General features: G+C 61.2%; 19 protein-coding genes. 15 read left to right on the top strand and 4 right to left on the bottom strand.

Annotated features, from left to right (window positions below; all coding sequences use genetic code 11):
• Positions 1–23: 23 nt before the first annotated feature.
• Together LQK84_RS04695 and LQK84_RS04700 are read right to left on the bottom strand one after the other, a co-directional pair.
• Positions 24–1,166: a CaiB/BaiF CoA transferase family protein gene (locus tag LQK84_RS04695; RefSeq protein WP_230827492.1), complete on the bottom strand. Its 1,143-nt coding sequence runs from the start codon at positions 1,164–1,166 to the stop codon at positions 24–26.
• 108 nt (positions 1,167–1,274) lie between these two features.
• A complete protein-coding gene (locus LQK84_RS04700) occupies positions 1,275–2,186 on the bottom strand; it encodes an IclR family transcriptional regulator (protein WP_230827493.1) in 912 nt (303 codons plus the stop codon).
• 207 nt (positions 2,187–2,393) lie between these two features.
• Between LQK84_RS04700 and LQK84_RS04705 the strand changes: the two genes are divergently transcribed.
• The 9 genes from LQK84_RS04705 to LQK84_RS04745 all read left to right on the top strand — a co-directional run bounded on the left by LQK84_RS04705 (position 2,394) and on the right by LQK84_RS04745 (position 11,608).
• Complete coding sequence (locus LQK84_RS04705) at positions 2,394–3,161, top strand: SDR family oxidoreductase (protein ID WP_230827494.1); 768 nt, start codon at positions 2,394–2,396, stop codon at positions 3,159–3,161.
• A gap of 14 nt (positions 3,162–3,175) precedes the next feature.
• Positions 3,176–4,087 carry an SDR family oxidoreductase gene (locus LQK84_RS04710; RefSeq protein WP_230827495.1) on the top strand — a complete coding sequence of 304 codons (912 nt, stop codon included), beginning with the start codon at positions 3,176–3,178 and terminating at the stop codon, positions 4,085–4,087.
• A gap of 2 nt (positions 4,088–4,089) precedes the next feature.
• Entirely contained in the window at positions 4,090–4,950 is an 861-nt protein-coding gene (locus LQK84_RS04715) for a MaoC/PaaZ C-terminal domain-containing protein (protein WP_230827496.1), read from the top strand.
• A 265-nt stretch (positions 4,951–5,215) separates the two neighbouring features.
• Positions 5,216–6,358 (top strand): acyl-CoA dehydrogenase family protein, encoded by a 1,143-nt coding sequence (locus tag LQK84_RS04720; protein ID WP_230827497.1) that lies wholly within the window; start codon positions 5,216–5,218, stop codon positions 6,356–6,358.
• Positions 6,359–6,381: 23 nt separating this feature from the next.
• Entirely contained in the window at positions 6,382–6,855 is a 474-nt protein-coding gene (locus LQK84_RS04725; protein WP_230827498.1) for a MaoC family dehydratase, read from the top strand.
• Positions 6,855–8,087: a CaiB/BaiF CoA transferase family protein gene (locus tag LQK84_RS04730; protein ID WP_230827499.1), complete on the top strand. Its 1,233-nt coding sequence runs from the start codon at positions 6,855–6,857 to the stop codon at positions 8,085–8,087. The genes LQK84_RS04725 and LQK84_RS04730 overlap by 1 nt, the downstream gene beginning before the upstream one ends.
• Entirely contained in the window at positions 8,084–9,208 is a 1,125-nt protein-coding gene (locus tag LQK84_RS04735; protein ID WP_230827500.1) for an acyl-CoA dehydrogenase family protein, read from the top strand. The genes LQK84_RS04730 and LQK84_RS04735 overlap by 4 nt, the downstream gene beginning before the upstream one ends.
• On the top strand, positions 9,205–10,368 hold the full coding sequence (locus LQK84_RS04740; protein ID WP_230827501.1) for an acyl-CoA dehydrogenase family protein: 1,164 nt from the start codon (positions 9,205–9,207) through the stop codon (positions 10,366–10,368). Before LQK84_RS04735 ends, LQK84_RS04740 begins: the two co-directional genes overlap by 4 nt.
• A gap of 13 nt (positions 10,369–10,381) precedes the next feature.
• Complete coding sequence (locus tag LQK84_RS04745) at positions 10,382–11,608, top strand: CaiB/BaiF CoA transferase family protein (protein ID WP_230827502.1); 1,227 nt, start codon at positions 10,382–10,384, stop codon at positions 11,606–11,608.
• Positions 11,609–11,660: 52 nt separating this feature from the next.
• On the opposite strand, the gene LQK84_RS04750 is transcribed toward LQK84_RS04745, so the two are convergent.
• Positions 11,661–12,446, bottom strand: coding sequence for an enoyl-CoA hydratase/isomerase family protein (locus LQK84_RS04750; RefSeq protein WP_230827503.1), 786 nt, complete (start codon positions 12,444–12,446; stop codon positions 11,661–11,663).
• Between the two features lie 159 nt (positions 12,447–12,605).
• Between LQK84_RS04750 and LQK84_RS04755 the strand changes: the two genes are divergently transcribed.
• Complete coding sequence (locus tag LQK84_RS04755) at positions 12,606–13,358, top strand: IclR family transcriptional regulator (protein ID WP_230827504.1); 753 nt, start codon at positions 12,606–12,608, stop codon at positions 13,356–13,358.
• Between the two features lie 57 nt (positions 13,359–13,415).
• Here the strand turns inward: LQK84_RS04755 and LQK84_RS04760 are convergent, their stop codons facing one another.
• The gene (locus LQK84_RS04760; protein WP_230827505.1) at positions 13,416–14,228 is read right to left on the bottom strand and encodes an enoyl-CoA hydratase/isomerase family protein; all 813 of its coding nucleotides are present in this window, start codon (positions 14,226–14,228) and stop codon (positions 13,416–13,418) included.
• A gap of 190 nt (positions 14,229–14,418) precedes the next feature.
• Here LQK84_RS04760 and LQK84_RS04765 point away from each other — a divergent pair, with 190 nt between their 5' ends.
• Genes LQK84_RS04765 through LQK84_RS04785 form a run of 5 tightly spaced genes read left to right on the top strand, consistent with a single transcriptional unit; the run spans position 14,419 to position 19,359 of the window.
• On the top strand, positions 14,419–15,621 hold the full coding sequence (locus LQK84_RS04765; protein WP_230827506.1) for an acyl-CoA dehydrogenase family protein: 1,203 nt from the start codon (positions 14,419–14,421) through the stop codon (positions 15,619–15,621).
• A 1-nt stretch (position 15,622) separates the two neighbouring features.
• Entirely contained in the window at positions 15,623–16,762 is a 1,140-nt protein-coding gene (locus LQK84_RS04770; RefSeq protein WP_230827507.1) for an acyl-CoA dehydrogenase family protein, read from the top strand.
• Between the two features lie 21 nt (positions 16,763–16,783).
• Complete coding sequence (locus LQK84_RS04775) at positions 16,784–17,632, top strand: SDR family oxidoreductase (protein WP_230827508.1); 849 nt, start codon at positions 16,784–16,786, stop codon at positions 17,630–17,632.
• Positions 17,633–17,655: 23 nt separating this feature from the next.
• Entirely contained in the window at positions 17,656–18,402 is a 747-nt protein-coding gene (locus tag LQK84_RS04780; protein ID WP_230827509.1) for an electron transfer flavoprotein subunit beta/FixA family protein, read from the top strand.
• Positions 18,403–18,429: 27 nt separating this feature from the next.
• Positions 18,430–19,359: an electron transfer flavoprotein subunit alpha/FixB family protein gene (locus LQK84_RS04785; protein ID WP_230827510.1), complete on the top strand. Its 930-nt coding sequence runs from the start codon at positions 18,430–18,432 to the stop codon at positions 19,357–19,359.
• Positions 19,360–19,400 lie beyond the last annotated feature (41 nt).

Consider the following 19,400-nt stretch of genomic DNA (forward strand, 5'->3'; position numbering starts at 1 on the left):
GCTGCGCCGGGGTTTTTCATGTCTTAGCCGATCGCGCCCTTGGCAGCCCAATCCGTCGCCTGGCCGGCGATGGCCCAGCCGGAGAGCGCCTCGTCGATCGGGGTCGCAGTCGCAGCTTTCGCCGCAAACGGGTTTTCAGGGATGGTGCGACTGAAGCGCGGGGCGGGCGCTGGCTGCACGACGCCATCGATCTCGACATAGACGCCACGCGCTTTCATGTGCGGGTGCTCGGGCGCCTCGTCCATCGTCAGGACCGGTGCAAAGCAGACATCGGTTCCTTCCAGGAGGTCCGTCCATTCGTCTGCTGTCTTCTGCTTGAACCGTTCGGCGAAGCGTTCTCTCATGGCCGGCCACTGGCTGCGATCATTCTGAGGCGGCAGGTCCGCGAGCGAAAGCCCGATCTTTTCAACGAGCAGTTCGAAGAATTTCTCCTCGATCGGTGCGATCGAAATGTAGCGCCCATCGGCGCATTCGTAGACGTCGTAAAAGGGGGCGCCGGAATCCGAATAGTTGGTTCCGCGCTCGAGCGACATCAGTCCTGCCGCGCGCATGCCGTGGAAATTGGTCATGAGGTGCGCGGTGCCATCGGAAATAGCCGCATCGACGACCTGGCCCTTGCCGGAGCTGCGCGCTTCGATCATCGCGGCCAGCATCCCGAATGCCAGGTAGAGCGCGCCGCCGCCGAGGTCGCCGACAAGGCTCAAGGGCGGGGTCGGTGGCTGGTCCTTGCGGCCGATGGCAGCCAGCGCGCCGGTGATGGCGATATAGTTGAGATCGTGGGCAGCCGCCTGGGCCAGAGGTCCTGTCTGTCCCCAGCCTGTCATGCGGCCATAGACGAGGCGCGGGTTGCGGGCGAGGCATTCGTCAGGCCCCAGTCCCAGGCGCTCGGTGACGCCCGGGCGGAACCCCTCGATCAGGCCGTCGGCTTCCTCGATCAGCGAGAGCACGAAATCAACGCCCGCCTTGCTCTTCAGATCCACGGCGATCTGCTTGCGTCCGCGAAGCAGGAGATTGTACTTCAGCGGTCGGGCAATGCCGAGCCCGGACTCCACCTTCCGCTCCACGCGCAGGACGGTCGCGCCGAGATCGGCGAGCAGCATCGCACACATCGGACCCGGGCCGATGCCCGCGAGTTCAACGATTTTCACACCAGCAAGTGGCCCCATGACATTTCCTCAGCTCAGGATCATTGACGACCATGGTTTCCTGCCAAAATGAAATGGCCGCCGCCATCGGCGCCGGCCATACAACATGGTTCTGTGCTTTTCGGAAAATCAGGCCGTGTGCTCTTCTTTCCAGATCGAGGTATAGGCCCGCTTTTCCGCCGTCGTCTGCGATGACGTCACCGGCTTGAGGCCGCCGAACGCATTGCGATTGGCAGCTTTCGGCTCTTTCGGGTCATGCATGTATTCGCCGAAGAACCGCTTCATCTCCTCACGCATGATCTGAACCAGTTCTTCCTCGCGGGCGAGGATCGTCGAGGTCGGAGCGCCGATGCCGATGGCAAGCGGGCGGTCGGTGCATTCGGACGGCATCAGCATCGCGATGAGGCCGGAACCACTCACCACCTGGTCGATCGACACGAAATAGCCCTTGCGGCGGACTTCGCCGAGAGAGGCCAGCAGCTCCGGAATCCTGATCGCCTCTTCGCCCTCTTCGCGATAGGCGTTGATCCGGTGAAAGATCCGCTTGACCTCATTGTCGTCATGGGCGCTCAAGAGCGCCTTGCCGACGCCGGAGGTTGCCAGCGGGCGCTTTGTTCCGAGACGAATATGGTGATCGACCGCATGATTGGGGTCCATGACCTGGATGTATTGCGCGTGGTCACCGTTGCGGGCGCCCAGAAGCACCAGCTGACCGCTGCGCTCGACGATGGCGCGAAGCAGCCGCAAAAGCGAAGCCTCGGCAAAAAGGGTCGGATTGAGCCAGCTCCCGAGCAGGGGAACCCGGTCGGTCGGCATGTAGGTCCGCTGGGCGCGGTCGAATTTAAGATAACCCATGGCGACCATGCTGCGCAGAAGCGCGGATGTGCTTGATTGCGGATAACCAAGTGCCACGGATACCGAGATCACGTTTTGCGGCTGGCGGACTTCATCGAAGAATTCCAGAATTTCCAGCGTGCGTGCCACAGACTTTACAATATGCGCATCGTCTCCCGCCGACGCGCTCTTCTCTACAGAAGTCATGCAATCCTCCCGATCACATTCGCATATTTATTGAATAGCGTTCGGTATTCTGAACAGAGGGAACATTCGCTGTCAATCAAATTATGACGGCCTTACGATCCCGAAAAAGCAGATACGTGTGAAATCCGATGCGGCCGCAGGAGGTGTTTTGGAAACACGGCTGCTCGCGGTTACGAGCATTGCAGATCGTTTCGAAGGAGTGCAGCAATGCGAGGATTGAAGGACAGGCGCGTTATCATCACCGGCGGGGCGAGCGGCATCGGGCGGGCGACCGCGTTGCGGCTTGCTGAGGAAGGGTGTGTCGTCGGGATATTTGATCTCAACGGCAAGGCCGCTCAGGAATTGGCGGCGGAGGCAAAGTCAGCAGGCCGGACCGTATTCGGATATGCCGTCGACATTACCGACCGGGATGCGATCGAGCGTGCCGTCGATGCGTTCGAGGCTGAAGCGGGGCCGGTTGAACTTCTGGCAAACGTTGCCGGCTGGGACCTTCCCGTCCCGTTTCTCGATACGGACCGGGCCTTCTGGGACAAGGTCATCCAGATCAATCTCTATGGGCCGCTCAACATGCACCACGTCGTTGTGAAGCGCATGGCCGAGCGTCGTTTCGGCAGGGTGGTCAACATCGCGTCGGACGCCGGCCGTGTCGGCTCCTCGGGCGAGGCGGTCTATTCTGCCTGCAAGGGCGGCATCATCGCCTTCACCAAGACGGTGGCGCGTGAACTCGCACGCAGCGGCGTTGTCCTGAACGTCGTGGCACCCGGGCCGACCGACACGCCGCTCTTTGATGGTTTCAAGGCTGCCTCGCCAACGGGGGGCAAGATTGCCGAAGGTCTTGCCCGCGCCATTCCGCTCGGGCGGCTGGGTGACCCAAGTGACTATCCGGGCATGATCGCGTTTCTTCTCAGCGACGACGCCGCCTTCATCACCGGCCAGACCATCAGTGTCTCCGGTGGCCTGACAATGCACGGCTGAAAGAGGAGCAAGCAATGGGAATGGTTGAAGGAAAGGTCGCGATCGTGACCGGAGCAGGGCGCGGCATCGGCCGATCGGTCGCGCTGCAGCTTGCCGCCGAGGGCGCGCATGTCGTGGTCAACGATATCGGGGTCGCCCTTGATGGCTCCGGCGCGGACACGGGGCTTGCCGCCACGGTGGTGAAGGAAATCGAGGCTGCCGGCGGGAGTGCCGTTGCCAGTACGCTGTCGATCTCGGAACCGCAGAACGCGCAAGGGATCATCGACACGGCGCTGGACGCTTTCGGGCGCGTCGACATCGTCGTCAACAATGCCGGGATCATCCGGGACGCAATCTTCCACAAGATGTCATGGTCCGACTGGATGGATGTGATTCAAGTCCATCTTCACGGCAGCTTCGGCCTGAGCCGTGCGGCGGCCACCTGCTTCCGCGAGCAGAACAGCGGCAGTTTCGTTCACATGACATCCACCTCCGGCCTGATCGGGCAGGTGGGGCAGGCCAATTACATGGCGGCCAAGATGGCAATTGTCGGCCTGTCGCGCGGCATCGCACTCGACATGCGGCGCTATAACGTCCGCTCGAACTGCGTCGCGCCTTTCGCTTGGAGCCGCATGACCAGTTCCGTTCCGAGCGAGACCGAGGTGGAGAAGGCGCGTGTTGCGCGCTTTCAGCAAATGGATCCGGACAAGGTTGCGCCGCTCGTCGCCTTCCTGGGGTCGGATGAGGCAAAGGATATTTCCGGGCAGATTTTCTGCGTCCGGAAGAACGAGGTCATGCTGTTCAGCCAGCCGCGGCCGTTGCGCACCATTCACACGGCGGAAGGCTGGACGCCCTCGTCGCTCGGGCAGATGATCAATTCCGCCTTCAAAGGCTCTCTCGTTCCGCTCGAAGTCTCGGGCGATGTCATCATGTGGGATCCGGTCTGATCATGGCTATCATCTACGAAAAACTGATGAATCTCGAAATCCCGACCATCGAGCAGACCTATACCCAAAAGGACACGATGCTCTATGCGCTGGGCGTGGGTCTCGGGCAGGATCCGACGGATCGCGAGCAGCTGCGTTTCGTCTACGAGCAGAACCTGAAGGCGCTGCCGACCCAGGCCGTCGTGCTTGCCCATCCGGGTCTCTGGGTTCGCGATCTGGATACTGGCATTGACTATGTGAAGGTGGTTCACGGCGAGCAGGGCCTTGTCCTGCACAAGCCGCTTCCGCCTTCAGGCACCGTCCTTGGCATCTCCCGGGTGACGGGCGTGTTCGACAAGGGAGAAGGGAAGGGAGCTCTCGTTCTCTCCGAACGCAAGATCGTCGACAAATCGACCGGCGATCTGCTGGCGACCATCACCCAGAACACATTTTGCCGTGGCGACGGTGGCTTTGGCGGCCCGAGCGGACCGACGCCTGCCCCGCATGTCCTGCCTGAGCGTGAAGCGGATATGGTCTGCGATCTGGCGACAGTGCCGCAGGCGGCCCTGATCTACCGTCTGAACGCCGATATGAATCCGCTGCATGCCGATCCGGATATTGCGGCAAAGGCCGGCTTTGCGCAGCCCATTCTCCATGGGCTGGCGACATATGGCGTCTCCGGCCACGCGGTGCTGAAATCCGTCTGCGGCTATGATCCGGCGCGGTTGAAGTCGCTGAATTGCCGTTTCACCGCACCGGTCTATCCGGGCGAAACGTTCCGTACGGAAATCTGGATCGACGGCACGATCGTCAGCTTCAGAACACGGTCTCTGGAGCGTGATATCGTTGCAATATCAAACGGTCGGGCTGAAATCGCGGGCTGAGCCAAGACCGGAATACCCGAACCCAGGGGTGTGGATTTGCGCAAGCATCCACGCCCTTTTTCTTGGATGAAATATCGAACTCCCCGTCATTCGAAGGGGCTCAAACAGCGTTGGAAATCGCCTTTTCAACATATGCATGTTGAGGTTGGCCCTGGAGCCTCCCGGATCGGCCTCCGGAATTGACCCTCTCGCGCATTCGGCAATACGACTGAAGTCAAGAAGCGCGGCGCGGATGCCGCGCGTGTGAGGCAGATGGGGTTTGATCTTGGCGCTCGAACTGAACGAAGACCAATTGCAAATTCAGGATCTCGTGCGGCGCGTGGCGCGCGAGAAGGTGGCAGCGCGTGCGCAGGAAATCGACCTGACGGCAGAATACCCCCACGACATGTTCGAGCTGGTCAAGGAACTCGGATTGTTCACGCTGCCGTTTCCGCCGGAATATGGCGGTACGGGCAGCATGCTTTCGGCCTGTGTCGCGGTCGAGGAACTGGGGCGCGTCTGCTACAACACGGCCTATCTGCTTGTCGTGCAGTGGGTGCCGATCGGCGCAATCCTGGCCGGTGGCAGTCCCGAGCAGAAGCAGAAATATCTCCCCGGCCTTGCATCCGGCGACCTGCGCGGCGCGCTGTCGCTGACTGAGCCGCAAAGCGGCTCCGATGTGGCGGGCATCAAGACGCGTGCGCGGCGCGACGGCAACGGCTTCCGGCTCAACGGCTCGAAGATCTGGTGCACGAATGCCGGCATGGCGGACTTCGTTCTCGTCGCCGCCAAGACGGGCGAGGACGACGAACGCGGCAAGATCAACCTGTTCATCGTCGACAAGGGAACCCCCGGCTTCGTTGTCGGCCGCAAGGAAGACAAGATCGGCGCGCGGGGCGTACCGTCCCATTCGCTCTTCTTCGACAACGCCTATGTGCCTGCCGAAAATATGCTCGGTGACGAGCAGACCGGGTTCCGCGTTGCCATGGCGGCCCTCAACGATTCGCGCCCGATCATTGGCGCGCGCGGTGTCGGGCTTGCGCAAGGCGCGCTCGATCACGCCATCGAATTCATCAAGAGCCGGCGGGCCTTCGGCCAGGCGGTTTCGGATTTCCAGGGCGTGCGCTGGATGGTCGCCGACATGGCGATCCAGATCGAGGCGTCCCGCAGGCTGGTCTACCAGGCGGCTGCGGCCGTCGATGCGGGCATCAAGGGCAAGGAGCTGGCGCAGCTGGCAGCGATCGCCAAATGCCATGCGACCGATACCGCCATGTCCGTCGCCACGGACGCTGTGCAGCTTTTCGGGGCAGCCGGCATTTCCAATGAATACCCCATCAACCGCTATTTCCGCGACGCGAAGGTGCTCCAGATCATCGAGGGCACCAACCAGATCCAGCGGAACATCATCTCACGCAATCTTCTCGACTGATACCGGCATTGGAGGAAATGACTATGGACGTACTGGGACTTGGCCTTTTTTACGAAGATTTGCCGGTTGGCCGCTCCTTCAAGACGATTGGGCGCACCATCACCGAGACAGACATCATCAACTTCACGACCTGTACCGGCATGACCGAGGTCCTGTTCACCAATCATGAATTTCAGGATAGCGAGTCCGATATCCAGGGGCGGGTGTCGCCGGGCGCGCTGGTCTTCACCTTCTCGGAAGGTCTGCTTGTCCATGCCAGCATGCAGCATACCGGCTTTGCATTCCTCAGCATGGACCTCGAAATCAAGGGACCGACGGTGGCCGGCGATACGATCCATGTCGAGGTGGAAGTCATCGAATCGCGGCGCTCCGCCAGCCGGCCGACCCGCGGCCTTGTCCGCACGCGCAACAAGGTCGTGAACCAGAAGGGCGAAACGATCATGGTCTACACCCCGCTTCGCATGGTGAAGGCCCGCACCGACGGAAAGGCCGCCTGATGACCGAGCGTGCGCCACAGCCCGGAAATGCCGGGCCGCTGTCCGGATTTCGCATCATTGATCTGACGACCAATGTGCTCGGGCCCGTGGCCACGCAGATCCTCGGCGACATGGGCGCCGATGTGGTCAAGATAGAAGCGCCTGAGGGCGATCATACCCGCCATGTCGGTCCTTCGCGCAGCGAGGCCATGGGCGTCTTCTTTCTGAACATCAACCGGAACAAGCGCAGCGTTGTCCTCGATCTGAAGAAGCCCAAGGCGCGCGAGGCTCTTTCCCGGCTGATTGAAACGGCGGATGTCTTCGTCCACAGCATGCGCCCGGATGCGGCCAAGCGTCTCGGCATCGACTATCAAACGCTCACGCGGCTCAATCCGAAGCTCGTCTATGCCTCGGCGAGCGGTTATCGACCGGCGAGTTCGCGCCGGAACTGGCCGGCCTTTGACGACGTGATCCAGGGCTTGAGCGGTATCGCTTCCATGAACGGCCGCAACATCGGTGAGCCGCGCTACTTTCCGACGGTGATTGCCGACAAGCATTGTGGCTATGTGCTGTCTTCGGCCATTTCCATGGCGCTCCTCTGGCGCGAGCGCACGGGCGAGGGGCAGGAGGTTCATGTGCCGATGATGGAAAGCATGGTGACGTTCAACATGCTTGAGCATCTGTGGGGCGGGGTGCTGGACGAACCGGAGCTGGGTCTTGGCTACAGCCGCATGTTCACACCCCATCGCCGGCCTTACCGGACCATCGACGGATATATCTGCCTGCTCGCCAATACCGATGAACAATGGCACCGGCTTTTCAACGTCATCGGTTGCCCGGAGATGGGAAAAGACCCGCGCTATGCCAAGGTGAATGCGCGGTCCAGGAACATCGATGCTGTCTATGCGATCCTGGCCGACCGGATGGCGCAGGAAACGACGGACGAATGGCGCCGGCGGCTCGATGAGGCCGACATTCCGAACGGCCCCGTTCAGGATTTCGACGATCTCCTCAACGACCCCTATCTTGAGGAGACGCACTTCTTCCAGAAGGTGAGCCATCCGACGGAGGGACGGTACATGACGACCGCCATTCCTGTCGAATTTTCCAAATCCGGCGGGACGATCCGCCGGCTCGCCCCCAGGCTCGGCGAACACACGCAGGAAGTTCTGCGCGGTTGCGGCCTTTCAGACACGGAAATTGATGCTCTGACGCAAACGAGGTCGGCAGAGAAGGTCCTGGTGAACACGTGACAAACAACAATGACAATGCAGAGCGGCGAGCGCAGCAGCAACTCATTACCGATGCTGTAACCGCCTTCGCACGACGCGAGCTTTCTCCCGCCGCGATGCGACCCGGCACGATCAGTCGCAAGCGATGGCAGGGGCTGGCGGAACTGGGATTGATGGCGATGCTTCTCCCGGACGAGGCGGGTGGATTGGGCCTCAAGATCGGTGATCTTGTTCCCGCTCTCGAAGCGCTCGGCAAGCCCTTGCTCAGAGAGCCGCTGGTCGCATCTTCGGTGCTCGCCGGTTCGCTTCTCGTGGGTGTCGCGCGCAATGCCAAGGCGGCAGACCTGCTCGAGCAACTGGCCGCAGGCGCGCTCTTGGCCGGCGTTGCCTGGCAGGAGACCTATCGTCTGGAGGGTGACCATATCAAGACGACACTGGCGAGCGATGCTCACGGCCATGTCCTGAGCGGGCGCAAGGTTCTGGTGGTTCCGGGCTCCGAGGCAGACGGGCTGCTGGTGTCGGCCAATGCCGATGGCAAGACGGCACTTGTCTGGGTTTCTGTCGATGCGGAAGGGGTGCGGGCCGAAAACGGCAGGACTGCCGATGGCGGCGCTGTCGCGACCTTCCATTTCGACAATGTCAAAATCGACGCCGCAGACATTCTGTCGACCGATGCTGCCGATGTTCTCGCGCAAAGCCTGCAGGTTGCGACGATTGCTGCGAGTGCGGAGCTTCTCGGCCTTATTCGCGGTGCGATGGATATCACCATGGACTATCTGCGCACCCGCAAGCAGTTCAACAAGACCATTGGATCATTCCAGTCGCTCCAGCATCGCGCCGCCGACCTGTTCATCCAGCAGGAACTGTCGGCCGTCGCCATCAGCCGGGCGGCCGCCGATTTCGAAGCGGCAGCCACTGCGCAAGAGCGCGCGACGGCTGCGAGCCGGGCAAAGGCGCGGCTGTCGTCGGCCGCTCTGATCGTCACCAAGGAAGCGATCCAGATGCATGGCGGCATCGGCTATACCGATGAGCATGATATCGGACTTTATCTCAAGCGTACGCTGACCCTGTCCGCCTGGCTTGGCAATGCGGCGGAGCATCGTGCTCGGTTCGCCGAACTGACGATGGACGAAGCAGCATGACCGTCGAACACCAGAACTGGAACGCCATGTCGGACGACGCGTTTCGTGCGCTCGTTCGCAACTTCTTCGCCACGCATTATCCGGAGCACCTGCGCTATTCGCCGAGCCGGCGCCGTCTTTCGGAAATGCGCGGCTGGTACGACACGCTGTCGGAACATGGCTGGATCGCACCGGCATGGCCCGCGGAATATGGCGGCATGGGGCTTGATCCGGGCAAGCTGGTCATCTTCATCGAGGAACAGGAGGCCCACGGCGTGGCGCGTGTTCCCGACCACGGCATCATCATGGTGGGACCGCTGCTGATCCAGCAGGGCTCGCCGGAGCAGAAGAAGCGCTACCTGCCGAAGATATTGACCGGTGAGGAAATCTGGTGCCAGGGCTATTCCGAGCCCAACGCAGGCTCCGATCTCGCCAGCCTGCGCACGGAGGCCGTGCTCGATGGCGATCATTTCGTGGTCAACGGGCAGAAGACCTGGTCGACGCTGGCGCAGGACGGAACCCATATGTTCATGCTGGTGCGCACCAACAAGGAAGCGCGCAAGCAGGAGGGCATCAGCTTTCTCCTGGTCGACATGAAGACGCCGGGCATTACGGTGCGGCCGATGCGGACACTGTCGGGCCACGAGGAATTCTGCGAGGTCTTCTTCGATGATGTCCGCGTGCCGAAGGAGAATATCGTCGGCGAGATCGACAAGGGCTGGGGCGTTGCAAAGGCGCTTTTGAGCTTCGAACGGCTTTTTCTCGGCAGTCCGAAGCTTGCGCAAAGCGCGCTGGCGCGTCTGGCGACGCTCTCCGTGCTGACGGGTCGTGATCGCGATCCGATTTTCCGCGACCGCTTCGCCGCGCTGCAGATGGATGTCGATGATCTGAACGGTCTTTACCGGCGCTTCACCGCACAGGTGCGTGACGGCGAGCGACTGGGGCCGGATGTTTCGATCCTGAAAATCTGGGGCACCGAGACGTTTTCGCGGATCGGCGACCTGATCGTCGAGATCGCCGGCGGTGCTGGGATGATGGACGGGCCATCGGCCTTCGATGGCGGCAATTTCGACACTCTCTCGACCTTCTACAATGCACGCCCTTCGACCATTTACGGTGGCACGAACGAGATCCAGCGAAACATCATCTCGGGTAACGTTCTGAACCTGCCGTCTGCCTGACATGGAGTTTCCAATGGCCAACAGACCACTTTCCAATATCCGCGTGCTTGACCTGTCACGCATCCTGGCCGGGCCATGGGCGGCGCAATATCTCGCCGATCTCGGCGCCGAAGTCATCAAGGTCGAGCGGCCGGGCGTCGGTGACGACGCGCGGCATTACGGTGCACCCTATGTCAAGGATGCGGCCGGCAATCCGACCAGCGAGAATTTCTTCCATCTCTCCTGCAACCGCGGAAAGATGTCGATCACGGTCGATATGGCCAAGCCCGAAGGGCAGGAGATCATTCGCAAGATCGCCAGCGAAAGCGACGTGCTGGTCGAGAATTTCAAGGTCGGCGATCTGGCGCGCTACGGACTGGACTACGAGTCGCTGCGCAAGATCAATCCGAAGCTCATCTATTGCTCGATCACGGGCTTCGGCCAGACCGGCCCATACCGGAAGCGGCCGGGCTATGACGCCGTTTTCCAGGGCATGAGCGGTCTCATGAGCGTGACGGGTTATCCGGATAGCATTCCCGGTGGCGGACCGATGAAGGTCGGTCCCTCGATCGTGGACATCATCACAGGTCTCAACGCTGTCGTGGGTATCGTCTCGGCGCTTTACAACCGGGACCATAACGGAGGCCAGGGGCAGCATGTCGAACTGGCGCTGTTCGACTCGGCCGTCGCGGCGCTCTCTCATTACGTTCAGATCTACCTGTCGTCCGGCACGCCTCCGGGACGGCGCGGCACGCAGGGCAATGGTGGCGTTCCGTCCCAGATGTTCCTCTGCCGGGAAGGCGGCCTGATGCTGACGGCCGGCAATGACAAGCAGTTCCGCTGCCTTTGCGAAGCCATCGGACACCCGGAAATGATCACCGATCCGCGCTTCAAGGACGGCCCGACCCGCATCCAGCATCGCGATGCGCTTTCGGCCGAGCTGCAGGAGATCTTTCTTCAAAAACTGCCGGAGGAATGGCTGCCGGCGCTGGAGGCGGCGGGCGTTCCCTCAGGCCCGATCTACAATTTCGAACAGGTCTTCAACGATCCGCAGATCAAGGAACGCGGCATGAAGGTCACGGTGAAGCATCCGCATAACGATGCCGTCGATCTGGTCGGCAATCCGCTCAAGTTCTCGGAGACCCCGATCACCGACTATGTGGCGCCGCCGCTGCTGGGCGAGCACACGGAAGACATTCTTGCCCGCTTCGGGTTCGATGCGCAAAAGCAGGCGGAGCTCAGATCCAAGGGCGTTATCTGAGGTTGCAAAGGCGATAGCCCGAGGCGCGATGCCCGGGCTATCGCGTGCGTGCTCAGCCGAAGTTCGGCTGACGCTTTTCCTCGAAGGCCGCGATGCCTTCGCCGACCGGGCCGGAGCGCAGCGGCGCATTGACCTCTTCAATCTCGAATTTCAAGGCGTCATCCATCGTCTTGTCCAGCCCTTCGATGGCGAGCTTTTTCATGAGGGCGAGACCTTCCTGGCTGCGGGTCGCGAGCTTGCCGCAATAGGCGAGCGCTTCGGCTCGGAGCTCACTATCCGGCACGACATAATTGACGAGACCCCATTGTTCGGCTTTGGCGGCTTCGATCCAGCGGACGCTGAGGAACATGTCCATTGCCCGGCGCAGGCCGATTGCGCGCGGCAGGCGCTGTGAGGAGCCCCATCCTGGCACGAGTCCGAACTGGGCATGCTGGTCGCCGAACTTGGCGCCTTCGGCGGCAAAAACCACGTCGCAGGCGAGCATCAGTTCAAGGCCGCCGGCAAGGCACAGACCCTGGACAGCGCAAATCACGGGAAGACGGCTGGTTTCAAGCGCCCGCAACGTGTCGTGTCCACAGCGGAGAAATGCGTCGATACCGGCTTCGGTCTGACGTTTCGTCTTGACCTCACCCAATTCGGCACCGGTGCAGAAATGCTTGCCTTCGCCGCAGATCAGCACGGAGCGAATGGACGGATCGCTTTCGAAGTCCCGCAAGGCGCGAAGGATGCTTGCATGAACCTCCATCGACAGGCAATTGAAAACGGCGGGTCGCGCCAGTTCCAACACACCTGTGGGGCCGTCTTTCCACACGTTCAACAATTCCTTGATATCAGCCATGGTCCATTTCCTGCCCTCATTCGTTGCACTATGGTTTTTTGTGCGTTTGGTGTAGGACAAGATCAATGAAGGAGCCTTCGGCATCCCGCGATGAACACGGACGCGATTTCTTCGCTACAAAAAGTTGACCCGTCGGACGAGGTTTCGTCTCCCCGCTGGATGAACAGGCTGTTGGGGCTTTTCGAGGCTGTCGCGCATGAGCCCGACGGCATTTCCCTCGCTCGGCTCGCGGTGGTTCTGGCATCGCCGAAGAGCAGTCTCCTGACGCTGCTGCGGCCGCTCGTGGCGCAAGGGTATCTCACCCACAAGGCAGGCAAATACAGCCTCGGTTCGGAAACCTACAGGTTTGCAACCACGATCCTGATGACGCGCAAGTTCAGCAGCCTGATGCGACCCATCATGGAAGATCTGATGAAGGCCTCCGGGGAGACGGTCATTCTGGCCACCCTCGACAGGTCGGCCGGGGTCATCATTTATCAGGACGTCATCGAAAGTGTTCAATCCATTCGCTACGTGGTTCCCGCCGGAGAAGCGCGGGCGCTCTATGCGTCAGCCGGCGGACGCCTGATGCTGGCCTACCAGGATGAAGCCTGGCGAGAGGCCTATCTCACGCGAACCGAACTCGTGCCCCTGACCGATCGCACGCTCACGGACGTGGACGAATTGCGAAAGCTCGTCCTGGATATTCGAAAGACAGGGTACTCGTTCAGTGCCGGTCACGCGGTCTCGGGTGCCGCAGGGGTCGCCGCACCCATCTTTGACGCCGATGGAACGATTATTGCCGCGCTGTTGCTGGGCGCCCCGGAAGCCCGCGGTCAGGATAACAAGGACGAACTGATCAGGCTGACGACACTTGCGGCAGCGAGGGCGTCCCGATCGATGGGCTATTCCGAGGAGTTGACGGCGAAATAGCTGCACATGTGTAGCCGATGCCTTGCCTTCCGGCATGGCATCGGCGGTTCTCGATGATCAGATCGGCGACTGCGTCGGGAACTGAGGCCTGCGCTTCTCATTGAACGACGCCACGCCTTCACGAACTTCCGGTCCCGTGAATCCGAGGAATTCGAGCGCCAGGGACGCGTCGAAGATCGGGCCGGCCTGACGGAGCCAGTTGTTCAGCGAATACTTCGTCCAGCGGATCGCGCTGGGCGCCATGTTGGCAAGCTTGGTTGCCGTCTTCAGCGCCGTCTCGTCCAGCACTTCGTCGTCGACAGCAAGCGAGATCAGACCGATCCGTTCGGCCTCTTCGCCCGACAGCGGGTCGCACAAAAGCAGATAGTATTTTGCCTTGGCAAGGCCGCAAAGCAGCGGCCAGACGATCGCCGCGTGGTCGCCTGCGGCAACGCCGAGCTTGGTGTGCCCATCGATGATGCGGGCGGTCTTCGCCGCGATCGAGATATCCGCCAGCATGCCGCAGACGAGACCTGCGCCGACCGCCGGCCCGCGGATCGCGCTCACGACCGGCTTGGAGCAGTTGATGATATTGTAGACGATGTCGCGCGCTTCTTTCCAGTTCTGCGCCCGCACCTGAAAATCATTCATGATGCCGTCGATCATGCTCATTTCACCGCCTGCCGAAAATGCGTCGCCGGCACCGGTGATGATGACGGCGGACACATTGGGGTCGGTGTCCACATCGCGCCAGATTTCGCCCAGTTCGGCATGCATGAACTGATCGGCGGCATTGAGCTTGCCGGGATTGTTCATGCGGATGCGCAGCACTCTTTCAGCCGGCATGTCGAAAGTGAGCCTCTTGTAGCGGGAATAGCGTTCGTCGATCATTCCAATCCTCCGGTTCCGACGTGCAAGTTCATTCTGCAAACATTCTTTATCGCAAGCGGGCAGAACGCCCGTGCCCGTGCGACCCGAAACCGCATATGTGATGCTTGGCAAAACATTGCCTGCCGTTACTTTGCCAGAATGCGCCGCGGCGATATTGGCTGATAAGCGCAGAGACAGGGACGGAGCACCGATGGATCTTTCCTACACACCAGCCGAACTTGAATTCCGGGAGGAAGTCCGGGCGTTTATTCGCGACAACCTGCCCGAATCCATCCGCGCCAAGGCGGGCCTTTCGGCCAATTACCATGGGCAGGACGTGCGGACCTGGCACAGGATCTTGAACGACAGGGGATGGGCAGCCTCGCATTGGCCGGTCGAATATGGCGGACCGGGCTGGAGCGCCGTTCAGCGCTATATTTTCATGGAGGAGCTTCTTCAGGCTCCGGCGCCCGAGCCGCTGTCCTTCAACATCAACATGGTTGGCCCGGTGATCTACACATTCGGCTCCGCCGAGCAGAAGGCGCATTTCCTGCCGAAGATCCGCAGCCTCGACTACTGGTTCTGCCAGGGCTTTTCGGAGCCGGGCGCGGGGTCGGATCTCGCATCGCTCAGGACCGCCGCAGTGCGCGACGGCGACGACTATGTGATCAACGGCCAGAAGATCTGGACCTCGACGGCCCATGAGGCCGACTGGATGTTCTGCCTGGCACGTACCGACGCGACGGCGAAGAAGCAGGAAGGGATTTCCTTCATCCTCATCGACATGGCGACCCCCGGCATCACCGTGCGCCCGATCATCACCATTGATGGCGAGCATCATACGAACGAGGTGTTCTTCGACAACGTCCGCGTCCCCGTGACAAACCGCGTGGGCGAGGAAAACAAGGGCTGGGACTATGCCAAGTTTCTGCTCGGCAACGAGCGGACGGGGATTGCCCGCGTGGGGCTTTCCAAGGGACGCCTGCAGCGTGCGCGCCGGCTGGCCGAACTCTCCGAGGCTCTGGACGGCAAATTGTCCGACGATCCTTTTTTCCGTCGGCGCTGCATCGAACTGGAGATCGAACTGAAGGCCCTGGAGATCACGGCCCTACGGATCATCGACCGTCAGCGCAAGCGCAATGACGGCAAGCCTGATCCCGCGTCCTCCATCCTCAAGCTGCGCGGCGCTGAAACACAACAGTTCTCGGCGGAACTGGTTGCCGAAGTGGCCGGCCCGCTGGGGCTTGCCCAGACACACGGGGGACATGTCCCCTGGCAGGAATTTGACGAAGCGGATTTGACTGCCGTGCTCGGCGCGGTTCCGAACTATTTCTACTCGCGCGCGGCGACCATCTATGGCGGTGCCAGCGAGATCCAGAAAAACATCATCTCCAAAGCGATCCTCGGTCTCTGATATGGATTTTGAACTCTCATCCGAACAGTCGATGCTGAAGGACGGCGTCGATCGATTTATGGCCCAGCGCTACAGCCAGGACGCGCGGGGGCGGTTCATGGCCGAGCCGGAAGGCTGGAGCCGGGACAATTGGCGGCAATTTGCCGACATGGGGCTGCTCGGCGTCGGCTTCGACGAGGCGCTTGGCGGTTTCGGCGGCTCCATGGTCGACACGATGATCGTCACCGAAGCCTTCGGCCAAGGCCTCGTCGTCGAGCCCTATATCGGCAGTGCGGTTCTGGCCGGTGGCATTCTTCGCCATTCCGAGTTCGCCGGCCGCGAAGACATCGTGGCAGACTTCGTGCAAGGCGCGCGCATTCTGGCGCTGGCGCACGAGGAAGAGGGCGCGCGCTACCTGCTGTCGCATGTCTCGACGACGGCGCGTCAGGTCGGCGACCGCTATGTGCTGGACGGCCGCAAGGTGAACGTGATTGCCGGCGACAGCGCCGATATCCTGTTCGTGACGGCCCGCGTCTCCGGCAGTGTCCGCGACGAGAAGGGCATCTCGATCTTCGCCGTGCCGAAAGATCATCCGGGCGTGACGATCGAGCCCTATCTCGGTATCGACGGGTCTCGCCATGCGGCAATCACGTTTGCTGCAGCGGAGATCCCGGCAACAGCGGTGATTGGCCAGCCCGGTCACGGTTTCGCGATTGTCGAGCGGGCTATTGGCGATGGCATTGCCGCAGTCTGCGGCGAGGCCGTTGGTCTCATGGATGCCATGCTCAAGACAGTTGTCGAATATCTGAAGACCCGCAACCAGTTTGGCGGGCCGCTCGGACGGTTCCAGGCCTTGCAGCACAGGGCAGCGGACATGTATGTGGCGACAGAACAGGCGCGCAGCATGGCGATCTATGCGGCGATGATGACCTCGGATGCGAACGATCTCGAACGGCGCCGGGCCATGTCCTTCGCAAAGGTGCAGATCGGCAAATCGCTGCATTTCGTCGGCCAGCAGGCCGTCCAGCTCTCCGGTGGCATCGGCGTGACGGACGAATATATCGTCGGTCAACAATTCAAGCGATCGACCGCTCTTGAGCGGCAATTCGGCGATGTCGATCACCATCTCTCACTGATCGATCATCTCGATCGCCGCCGCTAAGCGCAGGAAATGAGGCATTCCATGTTTGATCCCAGCCTTCTCAAGGGCAAGAAAATTCTGATCACCGGCGGCGGTTCCGGGCTTGGCAAGAGCTTCGGCGGGCGCATGGCGGAGCTTGGTGCCGAAATTGCGATCTGCGGTCGACGCGCCGAGGTGCTGGAAGCAACGGCGGATGAGTTTCGCAAGGCGCATGGCGCGACGGTGACAACGCATATTTGCGACGTCAGGGATGCGGCAGCGGTTGACGCCATGTTCGATGCCATCTGGAAGGACGGGCCGCTGGATGGCCTGATCAACAATGCCGCCGGTAATTTTATCGCCCGGACGGAAACGCTTTCGCCACGGGCGATCGACTCCGTTCTGAACATCGTTCTGCACGGGACGTTCTACTGCACGGTTGCCGCCGGCAAGCGTTGGATCGCCGATAAGCGGCCGGGTACGGTTCTCAGCATCGTTTCGGCTGCGGCAAACGCGGGCCGGGCCTTCACCGTTCCGTCTGCCAGCGCCAAGGCCGGCGTTCTGGCCATGATGAAGAGCCTTGCGGTGGAATGGGGTCCGCACGGCATCCGCACGGTTGCCGTTTCGCCGGGGCTGTTCCCAACCAAGGGCGCCTGGGAAAACCTCTATCCCGAGGGCTCCAAGGCTGCGCCCGAGGAAATGGAAGTTCCTCTGCGTCGCGTCGGCGACCACATCGAAATCTCCAATCTTGTCTCCTACCTCATGTCGGACATGGGCGCTTATATCAACGGTGAATGCATCACCATCGATGGCGGCCGCGACCTGCAGAACGGCGGCGGGGCCGGCGTGATCGGTCTCTTCGACTGGACGCCAGAGCGTTGGGCCGAGTTCAAGTCGGGCAAGAAAAGCTAACATAGACAATCAGGATGCATGCCATGAAAATCCTCGTCCCCGTCAAACGTGTCGTCGATTACAACGTCAAGATTCGCGTCAAGGCCGATGGCAGCGGCGTTGAACTTGCCAATGTGAAGATGTCGATGAACCCGTTCGACGAAATTTCCGTTGAAGAGGCGCTTCGTCTGAAGGAAGCCGGCAAGGCCGATGAGGTGGTTGTCGTGTCGATCGGGCCGGCCAAGGCGGAGGAGACGCTGAGAACCGCGCTTGCCATGGGAGCTGACCGCGCGATCCTCGTCGAAACCGATGAAATTGTCGAGCCGCTGGCGGTCGCCAAAATCCTGAGAGCGATCGCCGCCGAGGAACAGCCGGGCCTCATCATTGTCGGCAAGCAGGCCATTGACGACGACAGCAACCAGACAGGCCAGATGCTGGCCGCTTTGCTCGGATCTGCCCAGGCGACGTTCGCTTCAAAGATCGAGCTGGACGGGACGTCTGCCAAGGTTACGCGCGAAGTTGATGGCGGTTTGCAGACGATCGAGATCAAGCTTCCGGCGGTGATTACCTCGGACCTGCGCCTCAACGAGCCGCGTTATGCCTCCCTGCCGAACATCATGAAGGCCAAGAAGAAGCCCCTCGACCGGAAGACCCCGGCGGATCTGGGTGTCGATACAGCCGGCCGCCTGAAGGTTCTGAAAACCGAAGAGCCCGGCGGACGCAAGGCCGGCATCAAGGTCAAGAGCGTTGAAGAACTGGTCGGCGCGCTGAAAAGCGCCGGCGTGCTTTGATTTTCAAGAGACAGGACGTTTCAAGATATGGCTATTCTTCTTCTCGCCGAACATGACAAGTCGGGCCTCAACGACCAGACAGCCAAGGCGTTGAGCGCCGCCAGCCAGATCGGCGGCGATGTTCATGTTCTCGTCGCGGGCTCGGGCGTCAAGGCTGCAGCGGATTCGGCGGCCAAACTCGCTGGCGTTTCCAAGGTTCTGGTCGCTGACGACGCATCGCTTGGCGCCAATCTCGCGGAACCTCTCGCGGCTCTCATCGTCTCGCTGGCTAGTGCCTATGATGTTGTCATTGCGCCTGCGACCGTTTCTGCCAAGAACGTGATGCCGCGCGTTGCGGCACTGCTCGATGTCGCGCAGATTTCGGAAATCATCGAAGTCCTGTCTGCAGATACGTTCAAACGGCCGATCTATGCCGGCAATGCCATCCAGACGGTCCAGTCGACGGATGCGAAGAAAGTGATCACCGTGCGCACCGCCTCGTTTGCCGCAGCGGGGCAGGGCGGTGTAGCGCATCTCGAAGACGTCTCGCCGGCAGCCGACCCGTTGCTCTCGTCTTTCGTTTCCGAGGCCCTTGCAGTGTCGGAACGCCCCGAACTCGCGTCTGCCAAGATCATCGTTTCCGGCGGGCGGGCTCTGGGCTCCTCGGAGAAGTTCAAGGAATTCATTCTCCCCGTGGCCGACAAGCTCGGTGCGGCCGTTGGCGCTTCGCGCGCGGCGGTCGATGCAGGCTATGCACCCAATGACTGGCAGGTCGGCCAGACGGGCAAGGTGGTGGCTCCGCAGCTTTATGTGGCCGTGGGCATCTCCGGTGCCATCCAGCATCTGGCGGGCATGAAGGACTCCAAGATCATCGTTGCCATCAACAAGGACGAGGAAGCGCCGATCTTCCAGGTTGCCGATTTCGGGCTTGTGGGAGACCTGTTTGACATCCTGCCGCAGCTGGAAAAGGCGCTTTAGGCCGGTTCGATGCAGAGCCCCGACCCACGCATCGCCGAGAT

This window comes from Rhizobium sp. C4 (genome assembly GCF_021026315.1).
Lineage (GTDB): Bacteria > Pseudomonadota > Alphaproteobacteria > Rhizobiales > Rhizobiaceae > Ensifer_A.